Below are 23,084 nucleotides of genomic sequence, written 5' to 3' on the forward strand. Positions count from 1 at the left end.
AAGGGTCCTGAGGTCGGGCCGTCCATGCAACGGGGCGACCGCCAAAGGCGGTGCCGGCGCATCGGGACACCCCGCCCGGTGCGGCTGCTTGGACCTCGGGTCGATGGCAGGTCTCCTGGCTCGCGGGTCGTCATTCGCGCCGGCCTTCCCGGTTTCCCAGTGGCGTGTGGTGGCGCGGATTCGCCGCTTACAGTTGCGGGGGCAGCCGCAGATTCGAGGCACGGCCCCTCCTGCGTTCCCTTTTGATCCCGTTCCCGGGAACCATCAGCGCGCAAGCGTAATGGCGAGCGCTCAGGCGCGTCAATCGTCGGCGGCCGACGGGATGCGAAAAAACGTCAGTGTTCGGCGAATGCTTTCGAAGTTCTTTCTTTTTTCGACGCATTCGAACCGCCTTCACGTCTGATGAAACGGAACGTCGGCGGCGCCGCAATCGCGCCGGAACCGGCTCGGCGCGATACCCGTCCATCGCACGAACGCCCGTCGGAACGCTTCCTCGCCGCTGAACCCGAGATGAGCGGTGATCCGCTGTCGCTGCTCGCGCCCGGCCCGGTGCAGCCGGGCATCTTCAACGACCCGTTCGGCGCCACGCACGACCGGCCCGAAGTGCAGGGCTTCGTCGATACGATGCGCGCGATGCTGAACGCGCACGGACTCACGCCCGACGCATTCGCCGCGCGGGTGTTCGACGGCATTCGAGACGGGCGTTACTGGCTGATTCCGCAACCGGAGACGATCGACGGCGCGCGCTGCAGCGGCGCACCGCGGACATCCTCGCCGCACGCGATCCGTCGCTGCCGTCGTTGTGAGGTCGTTGTGATTCAGTGATGCGGGCCGGCCGTCCGACGCGGCCGGCTCACGTTTTACATATGCGAGCCGGAGCGCGTGCGGCCGTTGGGATCGCCGCCGCGATCGGGCGGCGTATTGTTCTGATCGATCTTCGCGAGCACGAAGCCGGCGGGCGGCAGCGCGGCGGGCGGACGGTGGGTGGACTGCGCGACGGGGCCTTGCGGCGACGCGGCGGGAAGGCTGGATGACGTAACGCCCGGTTGAGCGAACGCCGAAAGCGAGGCTGCCGCGAGGGCGGCGGCGACGATCGCGTGCGTGTTCATGACGACTCCTTCTTCGCGACTGAATGCGGGACACCTAATCAGTCTAGGGCGCGAAACTTAACGCGCCGTGAAGAAGCGGCGGCACGCGGATGACAGGATATTCATCCACGCCATCCGCGCGCCACGACGGTCATGCGGAGGCGGACACCAGCGCGCAGAAGTTCTCGAGATCGACGTTGCCGCCGCTGATCACGATGCCGACGCGCTTGCCCTTCAGTTCGTCCTTCATCCGGCGCGCGGCCGCGAACGACAGGCAGCCGGTCGGCTCGACGACAATCTTCATACGGGTCGCGAAGAAGCGCATGCAGTCGACCAGCTCGGCATCGGTCGCGGTCAGGATGTCGTCGACGTCGCGCCGCAGGATCGGGAACGTCAGGTTGCCGAGGTGCTGCGTTTGCGCGCCGTCGGCGATCGTGCGCGGCGTGTCGATATGGACGATCGAGCCGGACCGGAACGACTGCTGGCCGTCGTTGCCAGCTTCCGGCTCGACGCCGTACAGCTTCGCGTGCGGCGACAGCGCGCGCGTCGCGAGCGCCGTGCCCGACAGCAGGCCGCCGCCGCCGAGCGGCGTGAACACCGCGTCGAGCGGCCCGACCTCGTCGAACAGTTCCTTTGCCGCCGTGCCCTGGCCCGCGATCACGTCCGCATGGTCGTACGGCGGGACCAGCGTGAGCCCGTGTTTCTCGGCAAGCTCGCGGCCGATCTGCTCGCGGTCCTCGGTGTAACGGTCATAAGTCACGACGTTGCCGCCGTAGCCGCGCGTCGCGGCCATCTTCGCGGCCGGCGCATCCTGCGGCATCACGATCGTCGCCGGAATGCCGAGGATGCGCGCCGAGAGCGCGATCGCCTGCGCGTGGTTGCCGGACGAGAACGCGACGACGCCGTTGCGGCGCTGCGTCGCGTCGAAGCGCGACAGCGCGTTGAACGCGCCGCGGAACTTGAATGCACCCATGCGCTGCAGGTTCTCGCACTTGAAAAACACCTGCGCGCCGAGCGCTTCGTCGATCGTGCGCGACGTCATCACGGGCGTGCGGTGCGCGTGGCCTTCGAGCCGTGCCGCGGCGGCCGCGACGTCGTCGTAGGTGGGGAGGGGCGGAGTGTTCATGAAGGTCGCTCGTCGGAAGGGTCGGTCAATGGGGCATCAGGGCGCGCATCATTTCGCATCGTTGTAGACGGTGGCGCGCGACACGCCGAGGTGCTGCGACACGATTTCCATCGCGCGGCGCACCTCGAGGAAGCCGTCCGCCTTCAGCGCGTGCATCAGCTCGCGGCGCTGGTCGGTTTTCAGTTCGCGCGGCGTGGTCGCCAGGCGGGTCGCGAACGCGTCGATGCGCTGCCGGATCGCGTCCGCGCCGGCCGGGTCGAGCGTTTCTGCGACGGGTTCGCCTTCGGTGCTGCAGAACTGGTTCAGCATGCCCTGGAAGCCGCGGAACAGCGTGACGTCCGCGTTCAGGCACAGCGCGGCCACGTAGCGGCCGCTCGAATCCTTGATGCCGATCGACGTGCTTTTCGCGGTGCGGCCGTCGGCGAAGCGGTTCGCGTAGTTCGCGAGCACCTGTGGGTAGTCGTCGTCCTCGATGCGAGCAAGCCCGAGCTCGGTCGCCGGATCGCCGACCGCGCGGCCCGACAGGTTGTTGTGGATCGCGAGGATCGCGTGTTCCGGCGTGCGCAGGTCGTGCACGACGACCTCGGTGAACGGCGCGAACATCGCGCCGAGCCCTTCGGCGATGCGCAGCACCTGCTCGATCAGCGATGCCTGCTCCAGTTGCGGTCGGGGGCGTGGCGTGGTCATGCGTTGGCCTGCAGCGAGGGCGCGTTGGCGGCGTCCGGCCGCGTGATGTCGGCGAGCAGCGGGCGGGCGATCCGCACGTAGTCGGACGCGTCGAGCACGACCGAGCGATCGAGGCGGCCCGCGTTGAACGCGATTTCGTCGTTGAGTTCGATGAGAGCCGGGTCGACGACGAGCGTCACGTTCGCGTCGAACACGAACGGCGGCACGGCGCCCATCACGCAGCGCGTGACCGCGGCCGCGAGTTCGGGCGGCGCGAGCGTCGCCTTGCGGCGGCCGAGCGCGTCGGCGACCTTGCGGAAATCGATCTTCAGGTGGCCGGGGATCACCGCGAGCGCGGTGGCGTCGCCGCCGTCCTTGAATGTGCAGAGCATCGCCTTCGCGCCCTGTTGGGGACGCGTGCCGCGTATCGCGGCGATCACGTCGGATTTGCCTTCGGCCGGGTGATCCAGCACGCGGAACCGCGCGCCGGAGGTCGTCAGCAGCTCATACAGCGCGTCGAAAACGGGGTAGTCGCTCATGTCGTTCCGGGCAGAAGGGGCGCGTTCGGCGCCGTCGATGAATTGTCCAAGTATAGACGTTTTGTCATGCGCATGGCAAAAGCCCGAAGCATGGATCGCCCTGTCTGTCGTCGCACCAACTGCCGAAAGATCGTTTCATATCGCGGGATGTCAATCGAATTTCCGGCGCGGGGCTGTCCCGCCGCGTGAAAACTTGTTTTGCATCGCAAAAACGCGCGCTTATCTCATTGAAAAAACAGCGAAATTTATATCTTATGTCTTATATAAGAGTTGGTCGAAAGCGAACCGGGCGGCGGTACTATTAAGTCCATGCAGTTCGCTTCGTCACACGGAGCGGGCACGCTGAACCCTTTACTCAAATGCGCTTCGTTCCCAGGAGATAGACATGTCCCAATATCAAGACGACATCAAGGCAGTGGCTGGTTTGAAGGAGAAGCAAGGCAGCGCGTGGGATGCCATCAATCCGGAATCGGCTGCCCGCATGCGCGCCCAGAACAAGTTCAAGACGGGCCTGGACATCGCCCGCTACACCGCGAAGATCATGCGCGCCGACATGGCCGCGTACGATGCGGACCCGACCAAGTACACGCAGTCGCTGGGTTGCTGGCACGGCTTCATCGGCCAGCAGAAAATGATCTCCATCAAGAAGCACTTCAACAGCACCGAACGCCGTTACCTGTACCTGTCGGGCTGGATGGTCGCCGCGCTGCGTTCGGAGTTCGGCCCGCTGCCGGACCAGTCGATGCACGAAAAGACCTCGGTCAGCGCGCTGATCCGCGAGCTGTACACGTTCCTGCGCCAGGCCGACGCCCGTGAGCTCGGCGGCCTGTTCCGCGAGCTGGATGCGGCCAAGGATGCGGCTGCCAAGGCCGCGATCCAGGAAAAGATCGACAACCACGTGACGCACGTCGTGCCGATCATCGCCGACATCGACGCGGGTTTCGGCAATGCCGAGGCAACGTACCTGCTGGCCAAGCAGTTCATCGAAGCGGGCGCGTGCTGCATCCAGATCGAGAACCAGGTGTCCGACGAGAAGCAGTGCGGCCACCAGGACGGCAAGGTCACGGTGCCGCACGAGGACTTCCTCGCGAAGATCCGCGCGATCCGCTACGCGTTCCTGGAACTGGGCGTGGACGACGGCATCATCGTCGCCCGTACCGACTCGCTCGGCGCCGGCCTGACCAAGCAGATCGCCGTGACCAACACGCCGGGCGACCTGGGCGACCAGTACAACTCGTTCCTCGACTGCGAAGAGCTGTCGGCCGACCAGCTCGGCAACGGCGACGTCGTGATCAAGCGCGACGGCAAGCTGCTGCGTCCGAAGCGCCTGCCGAGCAACCTGTTCCAGTTCCGCCCGGGCACCGGCGAAGCGCGTTGCGTGCTGGATTGCATCACGTCGCTGCAGAACGGCGCCGACCTGCTGTGGATCGAAACCGAAAAGCCGCATATCGCGCAGATCGGCGGCATGGTCAGCGAAATCCGCAAGGTGATCCCGAATGCGAAACTGGTGTACAACAACAGCCCGTCGTTCAACTGGACGCTGAACTTCCGTCAGCAGGTGTATGACGCGATGAAGGCAGCGGGCAAGGACGTGTCGGCCTACGACCGCGCGCAACTGATGAGCGTCGAGTACGACCAGACCGAACTGGCCACGCTCGCCGACGAGAAGATCCGCACGTTCCAGGCCGATGCGTCGCGTGAAGCAGGCATCTTCCACCACCTGATCACGCTGCCGACGTACCACACGGCTGCGCTGTCGACCGACAACCTCGCGAAGGAATACTTCGGTGACCAGGGCATGCTCGGTTACGTTGCCGGCGTGCAGCGCAAGGAGATCCGCCAGGGCATCGCGTGCGTCAAGCACCAGAACATGTCCGGCTCGGATATCGGCGACGACCACAAGGAATACTTCAGCGGCGAAGCAGCGCTGAAGGCAGCGGGCAAGGACAACACGATGAACCAGTTCTCGTAATCGTCGTACCCACGGCACGACGCCAACCCGTTCAGCGCGGGTTGGCGTTTTTTTATCCGCGCACCGCGTTCACGACGTACTGGCTCGTCGGCACCACGTCGATCTTGTCGAAATCGATGAAGCGTCCGCAGCTGTCCATCATCTGCGCGACGTTGCGCTGGAACTTCTCCTCGTCGCCGACCGCATCGAAGAACGCATACGGATCGGTCATCGCCGCGGCGGGGAAGCACTCCTCGACGATCGCGTCGTAGCCGGGCGCCGCATGCGTGAGCGCGCGCACGACCACGTTCTGCACGTACAGGAAGTTGTCCTGCGTATCGATCGCGACGCGCGTGTGATGGCCGTGCCGCACGTCGAGCCACGCTTCGTGCGTGAGGCGCGGCGGGCGCTTCAGGAACGCGAGCTGCGAGAAGCCGCTCGTGCGCTCGCCGGGCCGCGCCGGAAAGCGCGTATTCGGAATCGGTTGCGACTCGGTGACGAGATACGCGGCCATGTGCGGTGCGACCGTGCGCACCGCGTCGTCGAACGGCTGGCGGAACATCGGGTTCGCGCTGTCGACCCACACCGCGACGATGCCGTCGATGCCCGGGTCCGTGTTGGTCTGCTTCAGGCCGGCGGCCGGCGCGACATCGGCGTCGCCGATGCGACCGTCGAGCAGTTCGGCCGCATCGACGTGCTCGTCAACAACGCGGCGGTGCTGATGTTCGGCGCGATCACCGACTTGTCGAAACGCGATTTCGAGCGTGCGGTGTCGATCAATCTGGTCGGCACGTTCGTCGGGATTCGCACGATCGCGTCGCGCATGATCGCGCAGCAGCGCGGGTCGACCGTCAACATTTCGTCGGTGGACGGGCTGCGCGGCGTGAACGCGCTGGCCGCTTACGTGTCGAGCAAATGGGGCGTGCGCGGGCTGACGAAGGTCGCGGCGCTGGAACTCGGCCATCAGGCCGTGCGCGTGAATTCGATCCATCCGGGCGGCGTGAACACGGCGATGTCGAACCCGAGCGGCGCACCGCTCGACGAAGTCAACAAGCACTACACGCACGTGCCGCTGCAGCGCGTCGGCTTGCCTGACGAAATCGCGCGCGCGACGCTGTTCCTCGCGAGCGACGAAGCGTCGTACTGCAACGGCGCCGAGCTGGCCGTCGACGGCGGGATGGCCGCAGGCACGTATTACCCCGGATTGCCGGGCGCGCCGCTTTGAGCGGTAGCGCACACAACGCGTTCGCGATGGATGTTTGTGTGCGCAACCTAATTCAGGGTTTGCCTGAGTAGCGAAAACGCCAATTCGGCCCCCGCCCGTTCGGGGGTGCCGCATGCGAACGCGTCGCGCCGATTTTTCCGCGTTCGCGAAACCCTTGCCGGACGGACGTTTCGAGCCGTTTCGTCCCCAAAGCGAATGCGTCGGCGCAAAAAAAGGACCGGCCGGCAAGCGGCATGCCGGCGCGTCGTCACAATTGTTTCTTGTTGCAACGCAACGCCCGCCCAATAACGGCGATGGTATGCTGGCCGGCATGGAGTTGTACGGCAGGTTGCTTGCATGGCGAAACTCGCGTTCGCACGCTCATACGAGACATCACATTCTCTCGCCCGCATCGCGGCATCGACACGCGCTCCGCTCGCGCGTCCCGCCTTGCGCGTCGCTTCAACCTGCGCTCCGACCGCATCCCCCCATCTGGCGGGCTCGCCCCGCATCCCCGATCCCTTCCAATAATCTGGAGACGTTTCCATGTCGCATAACACCATGGCCGAAGCGACGCACAGCCCGCTGATCGCTCCCCCGGCATTCGTCAAGCATCGCAAACTGATCGAGTGGGTGTCGCGTATCGCGGCGCTCACGGAGCCGGAACGCGTCGTGTGGTGCGACGGCTCGCAGGAGGAATACGATGCGCTGTGCCAGGCGATGGTCGACCAGGGTACGCTCACGCGCCTGAACCCGGAGAAGCGGCCGAACTCGTATCTCGCGCAATCCGATCCGTCCGACGTCGCGCGCGTCGAGGATCGCACGTTCATCTGCACGCCGTCGCCCGACGACGTCGGCCCGACCAACAACTGGATCGCGCCCGAAGAAATGCGCGAGACGCTGAACGGTCTGTTCCGCGGCTCGATGCGCGGCCGCACGCTGTACGTGGTGCCGTTCTCGATGGGCCCGCTCGGCTCGCCGATCGCGCATATCGGCGTCGAGCTGTCCGACAGCCCGTACGTGGTCGTGAACATGCGGATCATGACGCGCATGGGCCGCGAGGTCTATGACGTGCTCGGCGAGGACGGCGATTTCGTGCCGTGCGTGCACAGCGTCGGCCATCCGCTGGACGCGGGGCAGAAGGACGTGCGCTGGCCGTGCAACCCGGTCAAGTACATCGTGCATTTCCCCGAGACGCGCGAGATCTGGAGCTTCGGCTCCGGCTACGGCGGGAACGCGCTGCTCGGCAAGAAATGCTTCGCGCTGCGCATCGCGTCGACGATGGGCCGCGACCAGGGCTGGCTCGCCGAACACATGCTGATCCTCGGCGTGACGTCGCCGGCCGGCAAGAAGTATCACGTGGCGGCGGCGTTCCCGTCCGCGTGCGGCAAGACCAACTTCGCGATGCTGATTCCGCCGCAGGGCTTCGACGGCTGGAAGGTCACGACAATTGGCGACGATATCGCGTGGCTGAAGCCCGGCCGCGACGGCCGCCTGTATGCGATCAACCCGGAAGCCGGTTTCTTCGGCGTCGCGCCGGGCACCGGGGTGAAGACCAATCCGAACGCAATCTCGACGCTGAAGGAAAACGTGATCTTCACGAACGTCGCGCTGACGGAGGACGGCGACGTGTGGTGGGAAGGCCTGACCGACACGCCGCCCGCGAAGCTGACCGATTGGCAAGGCAACCCGTGGACGCCGGAAATCGGAAAGGAAACGGGTCGCAAGGCCGCGCATCCGAACTCGCGCTTCACGGCGCCCGCATCGCAATGCCCGTCGATCGACGCGGACTGGGAAAATCCGGCCGGCGTGCCGATCGACGCGTTCATCTTCGGCGGCCGTCGCTCGACGACCGTGCCGCTCGTGACCGAAGCGCGCGATTGGGTCGAAGGCGTGTACATGGCCGCGACGATGGGCTCGGAGACGACCGCCGCGGCCGTCGGCCAGCAAGGCATCGTGCGCCGCGATCCGTTCGCGATGCTGCCGTTCTGCGGCTACAACGTGAGCGATTATTTTGCGCACTGGCTGAAGATCGGCAAGCAGCTCGAAGGCGCGGGCGCGAAGCTGCCGAAGATCTACTGCGTGAACTGGTTCCGCAAGGACGCGAACGGCAAGTTCGTGTGGCCGGGCTTCGGCGAGAACATGCGCGTGCTGAAGTGGATGCTCGATCGTCTCGAAGGCAACGGCGGCGGCGGCGAACATGCGTTCGGCGTGTCGCCGGCTTATGACGATCTACACTGGGACGGGCTCGACTTCACGCGTGAGCAGTTCGAGGCGGTGACGTCGATGAACGCCGATGAATGGCGCGAGGAGCTGAAGTTGCATGCGGCGCTGTTCGACACGCTGAAGCTGCGCCTGCCGATCGAGCTGACCGACACGATGAAGAAGATCGAGCAGCGCCTCGGCGGCTGACGCGCCGCATCGACCACGACGTAGCGGCATATCGACGTCCCGCCGCCGGCATACGACGCCGGCGGCGGGACGTCGTCGTTTGCGCCGCGTTTTCAGCTTGGCGTGACCGTTGAACGTGCGCTTAGGCGCCGAACTGCGCGACCACTTCGTCGACCGCGCGCTGCACGTCGCCGCGCCGGTAGCGCAGCAGCGCGACATCGGCCGGATCGGGCTCATACGATACGACGTTGCCGCGGCCCGTATAGATCGCGATGTCCGGCAGCAGAGGATGCTCCTGGTCGAGCGACGGTACCGTCCGCGGATTGCCGGCCGCGCGGAAGAAGGCCGCGAAGTAGTCGGCGAAGCTCAGGTACTCGTCGCCGACGAGATACGCGTTGCCGGATTCGCCACGGTGCAGCACCGGCCATCACGCGTTCCACCAGGCCGACGACCGGATCTACCTGCTGGTCGACCAGGCGAGCTATCAGGCGCCGCCCGCGACGCGACTTTCTTCGGCCGGCAGGCCGGCCGTCACGCCGCGCGTTCGGCGAGCGAGGCGCTGCGCAGCGCCGCGTAGCATCGTGACGAAAACGACGAGGCCCTCGGGCAACCGTGTTGCACCGGGGCGTCGTCGTCTCAAGGACGCCGGTGGATCGTCAGCCGAGATCGAGCGCGTTCGTCAAGTCGCCCGGCGGCGTGGCGCCGCGCGACGCGAACGCCTTGTCGCGCGCGGCGACGCCGTCGAGCGGCGCGAGCCCGTGCACGCGGCTGATGAAACGCAGGATCGAGTTCGTGTCGTACATGGTGTGATCGACGTAGCCCTTCTTCGCGAACGGCGAGATCACGAGCGCGGGAATGCGCGAGCCGGGGCCCCAGCGATCGCCCGCCGGCGGCGCGACGTGATCCCACCAGCCGCCGTTCTCGTCGTGCGTCATCACGATCACGGTGTTCGCCCATTGCGGGCCGCGCCGGATATGCTCGATCACGTTCGCGATGTGGCGATCGCCCGATTCGACGTCCGCATAGCCCGCGTGCATGTTCAGGTTGCCCTGCGGCTTGTAGAACGTGACGGCAGGCAGGCGGCCCGCGTCGATGTCGGCGATGAAGCGGTTGGTCGACGGTTCGTCGCCGACGCCGGCGTCGCGCAGATGCTTGCGTCGCGCGTCGGTGCCGGGCGCGTAGTTCGCGAAGTAGTTGAACGGCTGGTGGTGGTACTGGAAATCGGGAACCATGCCCGTGTCGCGGTGCTCGAGCGCGTACTGCCACGCGCCGCTGTACCACGCCCAGTCGACGTTCTTTTCCGACAGGCGGTCGCCGATCGTCGCATGGCCTTGCGGCGGGATCACGCGATGGTCGGCCGGATCCGCATACGCGGCGTTGCCTGGATCGGCCGGCGGCACGTAGCTCGGCTGATACGGCGGCGCCATCGTGTTGACGCCGTAGCCGTCGGGCGTCAGCGGGCCATCGACCGCGAACTTCGGCGGCCCGTCGAGCGCGGACGCCGGCGAATCGGCGGCGAGCGTCAGCCGCGTGCCGGCCGGATCGTCGCCGTCGACCTTCGACAGCAGCTTGGCCGCGTGCGGATGCTTGTGCGCGTCCGGATAGATCGGCGGCTGTGCGGAAATCAGGAACATGTGATTCAGCCACGAGCCGCCGAAGGCCGCCATGAAGAAGTTGTCGCACAGCGTGTATTGGCGCGCGAGGTTCCAGAGCCGCAGCGTGTCGGCGGAATTGCGGTAGTGGCCCATCACGAGGCCGCCCGAATCGGCCCACGCGGCGAACTGGTCGTTGCGGCCGCCCGCGATCTGCATCTGGTTCTGGTAGAAGCGGTGCCACAGGTCGCGCGTGATCACGCCGTTCGGCAGCGGCTTGCCTTGCGCATCGGCGATCCGGAACGGCGCGTTCGGCAGCTTGTCGATGTCGCGCTCGGCGATCGCGTAGCGCTTGCCGTCCACTTCCTGCGCGCGCGGCACGAGGCCGCCCCAGATCTTCGGCAGCACCGGCAGCGGCGTCTTGCCGTCGCGATCGAGCTGTCGCGCGTCCTCGGGCCGCACCTCGCTCAGCGGATGGCGCACGCCGGGGAAGTCGCCGTACAGGTTCGCGAAGCTGCGGTTCTCCGCATAGATCACGACGATGTGGCGCACCTGCCGGCGCAGCGCGTCGTCGATCCGCAGGTCGGCGGCGGAGCGCGGCGCGCTGCCCGGCGTCGTCTCGCAGCCGCCGAGCGCGACGCCCGCGCCGAGCGCGGCGAGGCCGCCGAGCATGCGGCGGCGGTCGGGATCAACGGGAAGGTCGTCGGGGCGATCGGGGGTATCGTTCACGTCGTGTGCTCCTCGAATGGGCGATTGTCGTTCGATGCGCGGCAGCGTCGCACGGCTGGCTGCGACGCGGGACGGGACGCAACAGCGGGCGTCGCGCGGGGGCGATGCGCGGGGCTAGGCCAACTGTCACACAAATGTCACGAACGCGACTATAACGCGGCGAGCGGGGTCGATGAAAGGCGTTTGTCGGACGATGCGAGACGCCTGCGCGCGAACTAGACTGGAATCACGGGCGGCGCGTTGTGGGCGCGACGTCCGTGCGAGCGCTGCCACGCGGCGCGTTCGCGGTGTCTTTCATGCGACGAAACGAGGCGACGATGGCGCGGATGCGGTCCGTGAGCGCGTAGCTGCGGATACCGCGCGCCGACGGGGCGCGCGGGTACGCATAAGCGCGCGCCGCACGGCGCGACCGGCCGGCTCGATGCCATGGACAGGAAATTCGACTACGCAGGATTACTGATCGCGGCGGGCTTCTTCGTGCTGTTTGCCGCGCAGTTGCTGATGCTGCGGCCCGAGACGACGATGATCGCGTACAGCGATTTCCATCGGCTCGTCGACGCCCGCCTCGTCGACGATCTCGAGATCGGTTCGACGTCGATCGTGGGCACGCTGAAGATGCCGCAGGCCGGCGCGATACTGCCGGCATCCGAAGTCGCGGCCGTGAAGTCGGGCGGCACGCCGCCGCGCTTCGCCACCAACCGCGTGACCGACCCGCAGCTGATCGACGCGCTGAGCGCGGCCGGCATCCGCTTTCACGGCGCGTCCGACACCGGTTGGATCACGTCGCTCGCGTCGTGGCTGGCGCCGCTCGTGGCGTTCGTGTTCATCTGGAACCTGATGCTGCGCAGGCGCGGCGGGCTGCAGGACTTCACCGGGATGGGCAAGAGCCGCGCACGCGTGTACGTGCAGCAGGAAACCGGCATCACGTTCGACGACATCGCGGGCATCGACGAAGCGAAGGCCGAGTTGCAGCAGCTCGTCGCGTTCCTGCGCAACCCCGACCGCTACCAGCGGCTCGGCGGCAAGATCCCGAAGGGCGTGCTCGTGGTCGGCGCGCCCGGCACCGGCAAGACGCTGCTCGCGCGCGCGGTGGCCGGCGAGGCGGCCGTGCCGTTCTTCTCGATCAGCGGCTCGGCGTTCGTCGAGATGTTCGTCGGCGTGGGCGCCGCGCGCGTGCGCGACCTGTTCGAGCAGGCGCAGCAGAAGGCGCCGTGCATCGTGTTCGTCGACGAGCTCGATGCGCTCGGCAAGGTGCGCGGCGTCGGCCCGATGTCAGGCAACGACGAGCGCGAGCAGACGCTCAATCAGCTGCTCGTCGAGATGGACGGCTTCCAGGCCGGCACGGGCGTGATCATCATGGCCGCGACCAACCGGCCGGAGATTCTCGATCCGGCGCTGCTGCGCCCGGGCCGCTTCGACCGCCACATCGCGATCGATCGGCCCGACGTGAACGGGCGCCGCCAGATCCTCGGCGTGCATGTGAAGCGCGTGAAGCTCGCGGACGAAGTCGACCTCGGCGAACTCGCGTCGCGCACGCCGGGTTTCGTCGGCGCCGATCTCGCGAACGTCGTCAACGAGGCCGCGCTGCATGCGGCCGACCTCGGCAAGCCGGCGATCGGGATGGATGACTTCGACGAAGCGATCGATCGCGCGATGACGGGCCTCGAGCGCAAGAGCCGCGTGATGAACGCGCAGGAAAAGCTGACGATCGCGTATCACGAGGCGGGTCACGCGCTCGTCGCGGAAAGCCGCGCGTATTGCGACCCGGTGAAGAAGGTGTCGATCATTCCGCGCGGCGTGGCCGCGCTCGGCTATACGCAGCAGGTGCCGACCGAGGATCGCTACGTTCTGCGGCGCAGCGAGCTGCTCGATCGGATCGATGCGCTGCTCGGCGGCCGCGTCGCGGAAGAACTCGTGTTCGGCGACGTGTCGACCGGTGCGCAGAACGATCTCGAACGCGCGACCGCGATGGCGCGCCACATGGTCATGCAGTACGGGATGAGCGAGAAGATCGGGCTGGTGAGCTTCGACGACGGCGAAGCGCGCAGCGGCATACCGGGTGCATGGCATGCGGGCGAGGGCCGCTGCAGCGAGCACACCGCGCGCGTGATCGACGACGAGGTGCATACGCTGCTGACCGATGCGCATGCGCGCGTCGCGGCGACGCTCGGCGCACGTCGCGACGCGCTCGAGCGGATCGCGCGACGGCTGCTCGCGTGCGAGGTGCTCGAACGCGATGCGTTGCAGGCGCTGATCGACGGGCGCGAGGTGCCTGCGTCCGAGCCTTCGATGATCGATTGCGGGCCGTGCACGGGCGTCAATGCGCCGGGGCAGGCGTCGGCGGCCGAGCACGATTTCGTCGCATGCGGGCCGCCGCGCGAACCGGAGCGTTGAAGCGGGGATCGCTCCCGCAGTTGGCGGGCTTGCTAACGCATTCCGATTTCGGTGGCAGTGCAGAAGGTGAGCGGTGCGGCGCTCGACCGATGTGTGAGCGTGCGTCAGGACGCGGTCGCGGCCGCGACTTCCGCGGCTTCGGTGAGCGCGTCGAGAAAGCGCGTGCGCCACCAGTGCACGTCGGTCTTGCGCACGATCGCCATCAGCGCGTCGTGACGCTGGCGGCGTTCCTCGATCGGCATCGTGAGCGCGCGCTGGATTGCCTGCGCGGTGCCTTGCGTGTCGTATGGATTCACGAGCAGCGCGGGTTTCAGCTGCTCGGCCGCGCCCGCGAAACGCGACAGCACGAGCACGCCCGGGTCGGCCTCGTCCTGCGCGGCGAGAAACTCCTTCGCGACCAGGTTCATCCCGTCGCGCAGCGGCGTGACGAGCGCGACGCGACTCGCGCGATAGAGGCCCGGCAGGCGCTTGCGCGCGACCGTGCGGTGGATGTAGCGCATCGGCATCCATTCGAGTTCGCCGTAGTCGCCGTTGATCGCGCCGCACAGGCTGTCCATCTCGCGCCGCAGGTCGTCGTACGCGCCGAGATCCTCGCGGCTCGGCGCGGCGATCTGGATCAGCGTCGCGCGATCGCGGTTCTCCGGATACTGTTCGAGCAGCTGACGGAACGCATGCACGCGTTGCGGCAGCCCCTTCGTGTAGTCGAGCCGGTCGACACCGACGAGCAGCTGGCGGCGCGAATACTCGTCGCGCATCCGCTCGAACATGTCGATGCCGTCGCGATTCTCCGCGAGCGCCGCGAATTCGTCGACGTTGATGCCGATCGGGAACGCGCCGGCTGACAGCGTGCGGCCGAACGCGTGCAGGCGGCCGTCCGGCAGCCGTGCGGCACCGGCTTCCGCCTCGACGTAGTGCTCGAAGTGCAGCAGGTCCGATTCGGTCTGGAAGCCGACGAGGTCGTACGCGAACAGCGAGCGCATCAGCCACTCGTGCTCCGGAATCGCCGCCATGATCGGCGGCGGCGGCATCGGAATGTGCAGGAAGAAGCCGATCGGATTCCTGCAGCCCATCGCGCGCAGCTCGGCGGCGAGCGGAATCAACTGGTAGTCGTGGACCCAGATGGTGTCGTCGGGGCGCAGCAGCGTGCTCAGCTTGCGCGCGAACAGCTGGTTCACGCGCCGATAGCCGTCCGCGAAGCGCCGGTCGAACTGAGCGAGATCGAGCCGGTAGTGGAACACCGGCCACAGCACGTTGTTCGAGTAGCCGAGATAGTACGCATCGTAATCCTGCGGATCGAGATCGATCGTCGCGAGCTGGATGCCGCCGACGTTCTGGATCTGCACGTCGTCGCCCTGGGCGGTACGTTCGTCTTCACCGCGCAGCCTGCCGCTCCACCCGAACCAGACACCGCCTGATTCCTGCAGGCTGTCTTTCACGGCCACGGCCAGCCCGCCGGCCGCGGCTTTACGGGGATCTGCGATGCGATTGGATACGACGACGAGTCGGCTCACCAGCTCTCCTGCGAATAGTTTGGGAAGGTTCGTGCGGCCAGGGCGTGAAGCGGACGCCGCCATCGACGCGAGGCGCGATGGGGCCGCGATACGAACGGACGGGAATCAGGGGCACGCGATTCGCTGTCCGAACGTGGAGTGCTTTTTTAGGATACTCGTCATTCGGCTGATTTAAAAGTGCATGACCGAGATCAACGCAGGCTCGCATCGGGCGCGATGCGCGTCAGTGCGTGTGTTCGGTGTGCGGGACCGGAAATTGCGCAGTGGGACAACGGCCGTCGCGCATCATGTCCGCCATGACGCGCGATCGCGTTACACGGTAGCCGCCTGCCAGTGCGACGCGCTGCCGGCCGCCTGCGTGCGCGCATGCGCCGACGTCGCAGCTTCGCCGGCCGGCATGCGGAACGCGGACACCGTCTGCGACAGCTCGCGGCCCTGCGTCTCGAGCGATTTCGACGCGGCCGCCGCCTGTTCGACGAGCGCCGCGTTCTGCTGCGTCGTCGCATCCATCTGCGTGATCGTCAGATTCACCTGATCGATGCCGCGACTTTGTTCGGCCGATGCCGCCGCGATTTCACCCATGATATCGGTGACGCGCGCGACGGCCTGCGTCACGTCCGACATCGTCTTGCCGGCTTCGCCCGCGAGCGCGGAACCGTTCTGGATCGTCTGTACCGATGCGCCGATCAATTCCTTGATTTCCTTCGCGGCGGTCGACGAACGTTGCGCGAGACTGCGCACCTCGCTCGCGACTACGGCGAAGCCGCGTCCCTGTTCGCCCGCGCGCGCGGCTTCGACGGCCGCGTTCAGCGCAAGGATGTTGGTCTGGAACGCGATGCCTTCGATGATCCCGGTGATGTCCGCGATCTTCGACGAGCGGTTGCCGATTTCCGTCATCGTGTCGACCACGCGGCCGACCACCGAGCTGCCGCGCAGCGCGACGTCCGATGCATTCGCGGCGAGCGTGCTCGCCTGTTGCGCATTCTCCGCGTTCAGGCGCACCGTCGACGTGAACTCCTCCATCGTCGCGGCGGTTTCCTGCAGCGATGCGGCCTGTTCCTCGGTACGCTGGCTCAGGTCGAGGTTGCCCGATGCGATTTCACCCACCGCGTGCGCGATGCTGTTCGACGAATCGCGCACGCGGCCGACGATGTCGATCAGACGCGTATTCATCGTACCCAGCGCTTCGAGGAGGTCGCGCGTCTCGTCGTTGCCGCTCACGCTGATGCAGCTGCCGAGATCGCCGTTGGCCACCGTTCGCGCGACGTCCACCGCCGCGACGATCGGCACCGTGATCTTGCGCGTCAGCCATAGGCCGCCGCCCACCGCAACCGCGACCGCGATCAGGGAGATGGCCAGCAGCAGGTTGCGCCCGGTCTCATAGCGATCCGCGAATGCCTGGGCGATCGCGATTTCACGCTCGTGCGTATAGGTTGCATACGCATCGGTCGCGCGAATCAGTTGCGCGAGCAACGGACGGCAGCGATTGTCGATGTCGGCGATTGCTTCGTCCTTCTTGCCGGCCTGCGCGAGCCCGACGATATTCAGCGCGACGGACCCGTAGCTCGCTTCGACGCGCGCGATTTCGGCGACCAGTTCGCGCGCGCGATCGGTCACGTCGGTTCCGTTCGCCATCAAGCCCTTCAGTTTCGCGAGATCGTCCTGCACGTCCTTGTGCGCCTGCTGCACTTCGGCGAGTTCCTGCTGAAGGTCGGACGGCGTGGTCACCAGCACCAGGTTGCGCGCGGCGATCGCGCGCCGGTCGACCGCCGTGCGGATTTGCGCGGTCAGGTTCGCGCGCGCGTTGATGCCGTTCATGTACCGGGAGAACTCGTCGTTCGTGTCGGACAGCGCTTTCAGCGCCATGCCGGACACGATCACGACGACCGCGGCGAGCAATCCGAAGCCGCCAAGCAGTTTTGCCTTGATGGTTATTCTGGCGATTTTCACGATTTGCCTCTGGGCAAGTGGGTGGCGAAGGGATTTTATTGTTCGCCCGAAATGGGCTCGTGCCGTCATTAACGGGTATACCGAGTGTTTCTTTACCCTTCCAAAACCCTGATTACGGGGTTTTCATCGCCGGAAGGCCGTGATGGAAAAGCGTTTTTTTTGACCTGTCTCAAAAAATGAATTGCCGGTGATTTTTGCGTTCATACGCGCAATTCGATACCGGCCATTCAGGGAAGTTAATAAAGCAGCGGGCAATTGAGAAAATCGAATCGGTGATTGTATTTTTGATTGACGGGCGAATCGCGCATTTGGTTTGCGCGGCCGGTCGCGCGATTCGACCCCGTAAGAAGGGCGCATGGATTGCCCCCCCGGTCGAACGCCCCGCGGCCGATGCCGCGGGCCGTTCGACGATCAGAACGTCGTGCGCAGGCCGGCCATCACGCTGCGGCCGCCCTGCGGGGCGAAGCCGCGCACGACCGAAGTCGCATAGCGGATTTCCTGGTTCGTCAGGTTGTCGCCGCGCAGGTACGCGAGCCAGTGCGTCGCGCCGACGCGGAACTTGTACGTGAGCATCACGCCGAGCGACGTGTAGCCGTCCGTCGGAAAGTCGTTGTCGGGCACGCGGTGCTGCGACCACGCATGCGTGACCTGTGCGCGCGCGCCGAACGGGCCGTAACCGTAGTCGGCCGCGAGCGTCGCGCGCAGCGGCGCGATGCGCGGCAGCGGCTGGCCGGTGTCGACGTTGCGCGCATGCGTGTAGTCGGCGGTCAACTCCAGGTCGACCGTATGGCCGCGCCGCGAGAACGCGCGCCACTTGCCGTCGAGTTCGACGCCGTAGAACTCGGCGCGCACGCCGCGATAGATCGCTTCGTTGAGCGAGCCATCGGCGCCCGGTGCGACCGGTTCGCCGTCGTCGTCCACGACGCGGCCCGTGTTGTACTCGGTCAGGTAGTTCGAGAAGCGGTTGTAGAACACCCCGACGCTGCCGCGGTTCGGGCCGCTCGCATAGCGCAGCGACAGGTCGGTCGACACGGCCTTTTCCTTCGACGCGTTCGGGTTGCCGATCAGGAACTGGCCGGTCGCGTCGTGCGGGCCGTTCGAGTACAGCTCGTAGAAGGTCGGCGCACGCTCCGTGTAGGCGACGTTCGCCGCGACCGACCACACGGGCGTCAGCGAGAAGAGGGCGCCGGCCGATACGCTGCCGGCGTTGAAGTCGCGCGGCTGCGCGCCCGCGAATTTCTCGACGCCGGCCGGATCGGGATCGACCTTCACGTGCTCGAGGCGCCCGCCGAGGCTCAGCTTCAGCGCCGGGTCGACCTGCCATTCCTCGAGGCCGAACAGCGCGACGCTGTTCGTGCGCGTCGACGGCACGAGCAGTTCATCGCCGAGCGCCGAGAACGTGTTCCGGCCGAACTGCACGCCGATCGCGCCTTCGAACGGGCCGATCCTGCGATGCCGCGCCTCGATGCGCGCTTCGTAGCCGCGGTTGCGGAAGGTGGTCGCCGTCTCGCCGTTGTCGACTTCCTTGTGGCGATAGTCGGTGTACGCGAAGTCGAACTTCAGCTTCGTGAACGGGCCGTTCAGGTTGCGCACCTCGGACGCGAACGCGAGCCGTTCCTGGCGCATGCGCAGGCGCACGTCGTCCTCGGCGACGGAGCCGTAGTTCGATTCGTAGCCGCTGTACGACAGGCCCGCGAAACCGTCGGCCCACGTGTACGACGCGCCGGCGGCGCCGCCGTGCACGCGGCCGTCGCTGTTCGGTACGTTGCCGTACGGCTGCGGCGTGTCCGGGCCGTCGATCGCGCGTTGCGCGCCGCTGCGCGCATAGCCGGGAATCCGCAGCTTGCTGGCCTCGCGGTCGAATGCGTCGACATGGAACGCGAAGCGGCCGTTGCCGCCTTCGACCTGCGCGGCGCCCGCGCGCACCGAGTTCGCGCCGCCGTAGCGCGCATCCAGCGCACCCGTCACGCCTTCGATCGCCTCGCGCGGAATCCGGTTGTCGATCGTGTTGACGACGCCGCCGACCGCGTTGCCGCCGTACAGCAGCGCGGCCGGTCCACGCACGATCTCGACGCGCTCGATCGACAGCGGGTCCTGCGGCACCGCGTGGTCGTACGACAGCGACGATGCGTCGTAGGCGGCGACGCCGTTCTGCAGCAGCCGGATCCGGTCGCCGTCCATCCCGCGGATGATCGGACGGCCGACCATCGGCCCGTAGGTAGTGGTCGACACGCCGGGCAGGCCGTTGAGCGTCTCGCCGAGCGAATCGGCCTGGCGGCGCGTCAGCGCGTCGCCGGACAGTTGCGCGGTCGGTGCGATCAATTGGGTGTCGCCCAGCGGGTTCGCGGTCACGAAGATCGGCGCGAGCGGCGTGGTCTGCGTCGGGGTTGAAGTTGGCTGGGCGGCCGTATCGGCCTGCGCGTGCGCGACGGCGGCAAGCAGCATCAGCGAAAGGGGCGAGAGCGGGCGAAGCGGTAGACGAGGGAGGTCGCGCATGGTCGGTGAATCGGTTGGTTTAGGTTGGATCGGATCGGAAAGCGAGCCATGCGGGTCACGACAGGATACGATATATTGTTGCGTCAGCGGCGCGTAGTGGCCCCGCTATGACCCGTCCGGACATGACTCGGCGTCACTCGGCCACCCGGATAGAAACGGGTCCAGGTGCTTCAGGTGGACGAGAACGCGAAATGATATGTTATATCATTTCGAATTCCAAGCGAAACGGTGGTATGCCGAAGGGTTTCCGACCAACGGCCGAACTGGCTGCGTTGGCAAAAGGCGCGTCGAACCGGTACCGACACCGGCCGCCCGCGCCGCATGTTTCGCGACGAATGCGCCATCATCGCGCGCGTTTCCCGCCCCGTTGATGCGTATCAAGGCGCTCCGGTTTCGAGTCCGGATACTGGCCGGATCATCGACCACCCAGGAGCGACTCGTGACACAAACAATGAAAGCGGCCGTGGTACACGCATTCGGCGAACCGTTGCGCATCGAGGAAGTGCCGGTCCCGACGCCGGGCGCGGGCCAGATCCTCGTCAACATCAAGGCGTCGGGCGTGTGCCACACCGACCTGCATGCCGCCGACGGCGACTGGCCCGTGAAGCCGACGCTGCCGTTCATTCCCGGACACGAAGGCGTGGGCATCGTCGCGGCGGTCGGGGCGGGCGTCACGCACGTACGCGAGGGCGACCGCGTCGGCGTGCCCTGGCTCTACACGGCATGCGGTCACTGCGAGTACTGCCACACCGGCTGGGAAACCCTTTGCCATGGGCAGCAGAACACCGGCTATTCGGTCAACGGCAGCTATGCCGAATACGTGCTGGCCGATCCCGACTACGTCGGCCATCTGCCGGCGCAGGTTGCGTTCGACGAGATCGCGCCGATCCTGTGCGCGGGCGTGACGGTCTACAAGGGCATCCGCGTCACCGACACGCGCCCGGGCCAGTGGCTCGCGATTTCGGGCATTGGCGGCCTCGGCCACGTGGCGGTGCAATACGCGCGCGCGATGGGCCTGCACGTCGCGGCGATCGACGTGTCACCGGCGAAGCTCGAACTCGCGCGCCAGCTTGGCGCGCAACTGACGATCGATGCATCGGTCGACGATCCGGCGAAGGTCATCCAGAAGGAGATCGGCGGGGCGCACGGCGTGCTGGTCACGGCCGTGTCGCGCAGCGCGTTCGCGCAGGCGCTCGGGATGGTGCGGCGCGGCGGCACGGTGGCACTCAACGGCTTGCCGCCCGGCGATTTCCCGTTGCCGATCTTCTCGACCGTGCTGAACGGCATCACGGTGCGCGGCTCGATCGTCGGCACACGGCGCGACCTGCAGGAATCGCTCGATTTCGCGGCGGATGGCCTGGTGCGCGCGCATATCCATCGCGACCGGCTCGGCAACATCAACGACATATTCGCGCGGCTGCGCGAAGGCCGGATCGACGGTCGCGTCGTGCTGACCGACATGCATTGACGCGCACTCGGGCACGCTGCCGCGACGCGCGGGACGTCGCGGCAGCGCGGCGCTCACGCGCGCATCACGGCGCGAAGAACACGTCGGTGCGGTTCGTCAGGTTGCTGTTGGTCTGCACGAACAGCGGATGGAACGACGACGACGGCAGCACGTCGAGCCCCTGGTAATCGCCGATGAAGAAGCCCTCCGCGTTCGGCGCGAGCTTCATGTCGAACGGGCCGCCGACGCGCCGCTCGTCGGCGAACGTGGCGCCGTCGTCATGCGAGATCTTGCGCCAGAAGCCGGTCGGCAGCGTCGTCGTGTTGCCGGCCTGCAGATCGCGGAAGTCGTAGTAGGTCACCATCACCGAGCCTGCATTGTCGACGCGCACCGACGGATTGAACGCGGGGCGCCCGGTCGGCGTGTTCACCTGCAGCGGCGCACTCCAGCTCGCGCCGCCGTCCTTCGACGTCGAGAGCGCGATCTCGTCGTACTTGCCGCCGTTGAAGCGGCTGTCCTGCCAGACGACGTAGAGCTGCCCCGATGCGGGATCGATCGCGGGTTCCGGAATGATGTCGCCGCTGCGCACCGGTTCGCCGGTGTTCGGATCGGTCACGCCGACCGTCTGCAGCCCGGCGATCACCTGCGGTTGCGTCCAGGTCGCGCCGTCGTCGGTCGACTTGATGAACGCGACCTTGCCGGCGGCCTTGCTGAACGGCGGCTGGATCAGGTCGAAGAAGTTGTACAGCGTGCCCGTTTTCGGATCGACGACGATCTGGTTGCCGATCGTCTGCTGACGCGCCGGCACGTGGACGATGACCCGCGCTTTGGTCCACGTCTTGCCGCCGTCGACCGTCTTCGAGAAGAGCGTCGGCCCGCGGTATGCCGCGGTGTGCAGGTTCGCGTACGGGTTGCCGTTCGGCAGCTCGAGGCGGTCCCATACGGCATAGGCGGTGCCGGCCTTCACCGGATTCGCCGTCACCGATTCCTTGTCGTTGAAGAACTGCGTCGTCGGCTCGTCGTTCGCGATCAGCACGGCCGGGCTGCTCCATGTCTGTCCGCCGTCGGTCGATACCGAAGCCCCGACCGCATTGCTGTTGTTCGACTGGTTGAACGAGATCGACACCGAATATGCGGTGCCGTCCGGCCCGAACGACACCCACGGATCGGACGCGCGCTCGTACTTGAGCCCGCCCGGCGCGCATGCGCTGAACGGCTGCGGCGTGCGCGCCCAGGTCGCGCCGCCGTCGAACGTGTAGCCGGCGACGAGCCCGTGGGCGCCGCCGTTCGACCAGCGGTCCTGCTGCCACACGGCGATCATGTTGGTCGGGTTAGCCGGGTTGACCGACAGCCACGGTTCGACCTCGGCGTTCACGTAGTTCGTGCCGGGGCCGCCGATGGTGCAGGCGGCGAATGGACTCGGGCCGGACACGACCACGGGTTCTGCGTGCGCCGCGGCGGCGGCGGCCATCGCCATCACGGCGGACAGGCGGGTGACAAGCGAGTGGGACACGATCGTACGTCGCATGGACTACTCCTCGTTGACATGCGGCCGCGATGGCCGGGCACGGCACGACGATGCGACGCGCATCGGTGCGCAGCGACAAAGAGTGCCGTGCAACGCGTCGGGTCGGGGCGTTCAGGAAGCCGTTTCGGTCATCGCAATCCGCGTGTGCTGGATGCCGCCAGCACGTCGGTCAAGACTCCTCTTCGTTTTCATTGCTTGTCGGGTAGAGCCTGCAATGCGGACCCGACAGGAAGGCAGGTCGGTGCATACGGCGAATGCAGCGAAGTGGATTGCAATGTAGGCGATCCCCATGCGGCGCGGGAGGCAATTTTTTGTAACAGAGCGTAGCCGGAAAGCGTTGCCGAAGCGGCACGTCCGGAACGCAAAATTTGCCGCAGTATTGGTGCGGAAAACGAAGCGAAAATGCGAATCGCAATCGCTTTCGATCGCGGCGGATGGGGCGTGTCGTATCGATGCGGGGTGGTGTTGCGTG

Annotated in this window: 14 protein-coding genes, 4 pseudogenes and 1 riboswitch; of the genes and pseudogenes, 6 read left to right on the forward strand and 12 right to left on the reverse strand. The window is 66.7% G+C overall.

What is annotated here, in order from left to right:
• Window positions 1–87: 87 nt before the first annotated feature.
• Window positions 88–281: riboswitch (cobalamin riboswitch) on the reverse strand.
• A gap of 112 nt (window positions 282–393) precedes the next feature.
• Window positions 394–525, reverse strand: a pseudogene (locus tag FFI87_RS34935) (AraC family transcriptional regulator); the annotation flags it as partial.
• Between FFI87_RS34935 and FFI87_RS34940 the strand changes: the two are divergent.
• Window positions 511–825, forward strand: coding sequence for a hypothetical protein (locus FFI87_RS34940; protein WP_249177158.1), 315 nt, complete (start codon window positions 511–513; stop codon window positions 823–825). The pseudogene FFI87_RS34935 and the gene FFI87_RS34940 sit on opposite strands and share 15 nt — an antisense overlap.
• A gap of 35 nt (window positions 826–860) precedes the next feature.
• Here FFI87_RS34940 and FFI87_RS22925 read toward each other — a convergent pair whose 3' ends face one another.
• The 4 genes from FFI87_RS22925 to FFI87_RS22940 all read right to left on the reverse strand — a co-directional run bounded on the left by FFI87_RS22925 (window position 861) and on the right by FFI87_RS22940 (window position 3,419).
• Window positions 861–1,109: a hypothetical protein gene (locus FFI87_RS22925; protein WP_138848914.1), complete on the reverse strand. Its 249-nt coding sequence runs from the start codon at window positions 1,107–1,109 to the stop codon at window positions 861–863.
• Window positions 1,110–1,239: 130 nt separating this feature from the next.
• Complete coding sequence (locus FFI87_RS22930) at window positions 1,240–2,214, reverse strand: threo-3-hydroxy-L-aspartate ammonia-lyase (protein WP_138848913.1); 975 nt, start codon at window positions 2,212–2,214, stop codon at window positions 1,240–1,242.
• A 48-nt stretch (window positions 2,215–2,262) separates the two neighbouring features.
• Complete coding sequence (locus FFI87_RS22935; protein WP_011658887.1) at window positions 2,263–2,901, reverse strand: transcriptional regulator; 639 nt, start codon at window positions 2,899–2,901, stop codon at window positions 2,263–2,265.
• A complete protein-coding gene (locus FFI87_RS22940) occupies window positions 2,898–3,419 on the reverse strand; it encodes a YbaK/prolyl-tRNA synthetase associated domain-containing protein (protein WP_138848912.1) in 522 nt (173 codons plus the stop codon). Before FFI87_RS22940 ends, FFI87_RS22935 begins: the two co-directional genes overlap by 4 nt.
• A 385-nt stretch (window positions 3,420–3,804) precedes the next feature.
• Between FFI87_RS22940 and FFI87_RS22945 the strand changes: the two genes are divergently transcribed.
• Window positions 3,805–5,391 carry an isocitrate lyase gene (locus FFI87_RS22945; protein ID WP_012366119.1) on the forward strand — a complete coding sequence of 529 codons (1,587 nt, stop codon included), beginning with the start codon at window positions 3,805–3,807 and terminating at the stop codon, window positions 5,389–5,391.
• A gap of 52 nt (window positions 5,392–5,443) precedes the next feature.
• On the opposite strand, the pseudogene FFI87_RS22950 reads toward FFI87_RS22945, so the two are convergent.
• A pseudogene (locus FFI87_RS22950) lies at window positions 5,444–6,034 on the reverse strand (EthD domain-containing protein); the annotation flags it as partial.
• Here FFI87_RS22950 and FFI87_RS22955 point away from each other — a divergent pair.
• Together FFI87_RS22955 and FFI87_RS22965 are read left to right on the forward strand one after the other, a co-directional pair.
• Window positions 6,026–6,595, forward strand: a pseudogene (locus FFI87_RS22955) (SDR family NAD(P)-dependent oxidoreductase); the annotation flags it as partial. The pseudogenes FFI87_RS22950 and FFI87_RS22955 sit on opposite strands and share 9 nt — an antisense overlap.
• A 525-nt stretch (window positions 6,596–7,120) precedes the next feature.
• Window positions 7,121–8,986, forward strand: a complete 1,866-nt coding sequence (locus FFI87_RS22965; protein ID WP_138848911.1) for a phosphoenolpyruvate carboxykinase (GTP) — start codon at window positions 7,121–7,123, stop codon at window positions 8,984–8,986.
• Window positions 8,987–9,107: 121 nt separating this feature from the next.
• On the opposite strand, the pseudogene FFI87_RS22970 reads toward FFI87_RS22965, so the two are convergent.
• Window positions 9,108–9,392: pseudogene (locus FFI87_RS22970) on the reverse strand (nucleoside-diphosphate sugar epimerase); the annotation flags it as partial.
• Between the two features lie 229 nt (window positions 9,393–9,621).
• Window positions 9,622–11,286, reverse strand: coding sequence for an acid phosphatase (locus tag FFI87_RS22975; RefSeq protein WP_138848910.1), 1,665 nt, complete (start codon window positions 11,284–11,286; stop codon window positions 9,622–9,624).
• 426 nt (window positions 11,287–11,712) lie between these two features.
• On the opposite strand from FFI87_RS22975, the gene ftsH reads away from it, so the two are divergent.
• Window positions 11,713–13,680: an ATP-dependent zinc metalloprotease FtsH gene (ftsH, locus tag FFI87_RS22985; protein ID WP_138848909.1), complete on the forward strand. Its 1,968-nt coding sequence runs from the start codon at window positions 11,713–11,715 to the stop codon at window positions 13,678–13,680.
• Between the two features lie 104 nt (window positions 13,681–13,784).
• On the opposite strand, the gene otsA is transcribed toward ftsH, so the two are convergent.
• The 3 genes from otsA to FFI87_RS23000 all read right to left on the reverse strand — a co-directional run bounded on the left by otsA (window position 13,785) and on the right by FFI87_RS23000 (window position 19,637).
• Window positions 13,785–15,191 (reverse strand): alpha,alpha-trehalose-phosphate synthase (UDP-forming), encoded by a 1,407-nt coding sequence (gene otsA, locus FFI87_RS22990; protein ID WP_006753584.1) that lies wholly within the window; start codon window positions 15,189–15,191, stop codon window positions 13,785–13,787.
• Window positions 15,192–15,503: 312 nt separating this feature from the next.
• On the reverse strand, window positions 15,504–17,141 hold the full coding sequence (locus FFI87_RS22995) for a methyl-accepting chemotaxis protein (RefSeq protein ID WP_138850192.1): 1,638 nt from the start codon (window positions 17,139–17,141) through the stop codon (window positions 15,504–15,506).
• Between the two features lie 411 nt (window positions 17,142–17,552).
• Window positions 17,553–19,637 carry a TonB-dependent receptor gene (locus tag FFI87_RS23000; protein ID WP_261378647.1) on the reverse strand — a complete coding sequence of 695 codons (2,085 nt, stop codon included), beginning with the start codon at window positions 19,635–19,637 and terminating at the stop codon, window positions 17,553–17,555.
• Window positions 19,638–20,076: 439 nt separating this feature from the next.
• On the opposite strand from FFI87_RS23000, the gene adhP reads away from it, so the two are divergent.
• On the forward strand, window positions 20,077–21,105 hold the full coding sequence (adhP, locus tag FFI87_RS23005) for an alcohol dehydrogenase AdhP (protein ID WP_138848908.1): 1,029 nt from the start codon (window positions 20,077–20,079) through the stop codon (window positions 21,103–21,105).
• Window positions 21,106–21,169: 64 nt separating this feature from the next.
• On the opposite strand, the gene FFI87_RS23010 is transcribed toward adhP, so the two are convergent.
• Complete coding sequence (locus FFI87_RS23010) at window positions 21,170–22,612, reverse strand: sialidase family protein (protein ID WP_012366110.1); 1,443 nt, start codon at window positions 22,610–22,612, stop codon at window positions 21,170–21,172.
• Window positions 22,613–23,084: the final 472 nt, after the last annotated feature.

The sequence above is a fragment of the Burkholderia sp. KBS0801 genome (assembly GCF_005937855.2).
GTDB lineage: Bacteria > Pseudomonadota > Gammaproteobacteria > Burkholderiales > Burkholderiaceae > Burkholderia > Burkholderia ambifaria.